The organism is Lamprobacter modestohalophilus (genome assembly GCF_016583905.1).
Lineage (GTDB): Bacteria > Pseudomonadota > Gammaproteobacteria > Chromatiales > Chromatiaceae > Lamprobacter > Lamprobacter modestohalophilus.
The window spans coordinates 1-1,968 of record NZ_NRRY01000139.1 but is presented as its reverse complement, the minus strand read 5'-3'; the positions used below and the strand labels follow the sequence as shown (position 1 = coordinate 1,968).

The following is a 1,968-nucleotide window of genomic DNA, read 5'->3' as shown; positions in this document are numbered from 1 at the left end:
GCAGGAAGTCGCCGAGGAAACCATCCCGCCGCGTCGTCACCGGATCAATCCCCGCGTCATCAAACAAAAGATGAGCAAATGGCCCAAGAAGCGTGCGCACCACCGACATCCTCCTCAGCCGACCAAATCCTTCGAGGAGAGCATCGTGCTGTGCCATTGAACGGTATTGTATTTAAACCCTCCCGGCATGCCAACCGACAATCACAGCGCCAAGACCGCATCGCCCAAGCGCGACGATGACAGTCCCTGGAAAGAGGCCCTAGAGCGCTTCTTCCCAGAGTTCCTCGCGCTGCTGTTCCCGACCGTGCATGCCGAGATCGACTGGTCACAAGGGGTGCAGTTTCTCGACAAGGAATTCCAGCAACTGGTGCGTGAAGCCAAGACCACCAAGCGCTATGCCGACAAGCTGGTTGGTGTCACCCTGCGCGATGGCACTGCGGTCTGGGTGCTGATCCATGTCGAGGTGCAAGGCGAAGCGGAAACCGCCTTTGCCGAGCGCATGTATACCTATCACTACAAGATCCGCGATCGCTACCAAGTGCCGGTGGCCAGCCTCGCGGTGCTCGCCGACACAGACCAAGGCTTTCGCCCGCAGCACTACGGCACCAGGCTCTGGGACTGCCGCGTTGACTTCCGCTTTCCGATGGTCAAACTGTTGGACTATGCCGAGCCCGAGCGCTGGGCTGAGCTGGAAGCCAGCGACAACGTCTTCGCCCTGGTGGTCATGGCACAGATCCGCGCTAAGGTCACCGATGATGCCGAGACGCTCAAGGGCTGGAAGTTCCGCCTCATCCGCCTGATGTACGAGCGCGGTTATGAGCAGGCACGGATACTCGAACTGTTCCGGCTCATCGACTGGATGATCCGCCTGCCCAAGGCGCTGGAAGCCGACTTTCGCCAAACACTCTATGCCTACGAGGAGCAACAGCGTATGCCGTATGTGACGACCGTCGAACAAGCGGGGATTGAGAAGGGTGTCCAGCTGGGTGTCCAGCAGGGCGAAGCCCACATCCTGCTACGCCTGGTGAATAAGAAGTTCGGTGCAGAAGCGGTTGCGCACTACCGCACGCGCATTGAATCGGCAGAGCCTGAGCAACTGGAGGCCTGGTCAGAACGCATCCTCAGCGCCGAGACGCCGGAGACGATTTTCCACTGAGGCGCGGCGATCCGCTGAGCTGCGCCGCGAAGGCAACTGTTGCTAGACCAACTCACCGCCGAGGCAGAAGCCGAATGCCTGCTCCCGCAGTGATCGCGGCCATTCCGTCCTCGAAGCCGGAAACCAGGCCATGGACCCGGCAACCAAGCAGCAAGCACCGAACAAGCCGTCCAACCCGCGCCCTGGCCGCCAACCTAAGCTCACGCGCTCCGATGTGAAGCGCCACGCACGCCCCGGCGAGACTTGGGAACAGGCCGAGGCGCGGCTGTGGCGAGCGCGCAAACCCCAACCAACCCTTGACCCAGCCGCCGCCAGCTGTTCTCATACTCGCCGTCTTCACAGCTGAACACCTCAGCGCAAGCACAACCCGATCACCGCCTCCGCCCTTGCCGATATGACAGGGGCGTGCGGAAGCCTGCCCGCAACCTTGATCTGACGGACCCAGCATCCGGTGAACGAAGACCTCACCTTCCTCGTCCTGCGCCAACTCCAGGCCAACCCCAAGCAGACCCAACTGCAGCTCTCACAGGCCATCGGCATCAGCGTCGGACGCACCGATTACGTCGTGCGCGCCCTCATCGAGCGCGGACTGCTCAAAGCCGAGCACTTTCGCAACAGCAAGAACAAAAGCGCCTACGCCTACCTGCTCACCCCAGAAGGCATCGACACCAAGGCCCGCATCACCGCCCGCTTCATCCAACGCAAGCGCGCCGAATACGACGCCCTCAGGGCCGAGTTCGACCAACTCACCGCCGAGGCCAAAGCCGAAGGCCTGCTGCCACAGTGATCTTGGCAGCGCCCAGTCTGTGATC

General features: G+C 61.7%; 2 protein-coding genes. Both read left to right on the top strand.

Going from position 1 to position 1,968, the window contains the following annotated elements; translation table 11 throughout:
• Positions 1 to 187: 187 nt before the first annotated feature.
• Entirely contained in the window at positions 188 to 1,156 is a 969-nt protein-coding gene (locus CKO42_RS26355) for a DUF4351 domain-containing protein (RefSeq protein ID WP_200252389.1), read from the top strand.
• A 451-nt stretch (positions 1,157 to 1,607) separates the two neighbouring features.
• On the top strand, positions 1,608 to 1,943 hold the full coding sequence (locus tag CKO42_RS26350) for a MarR family EPS-associated transcriptional regulator (RefSeq protein ID WP_200252387.1): 336 nt from the start codon (positions 1,608 to 1,610) through the stop codon (positions 1,941 to 1,943).
• The last annotated feature ends 25 nt before the right edge of the window (positions 1,944 to 1,968 follow it).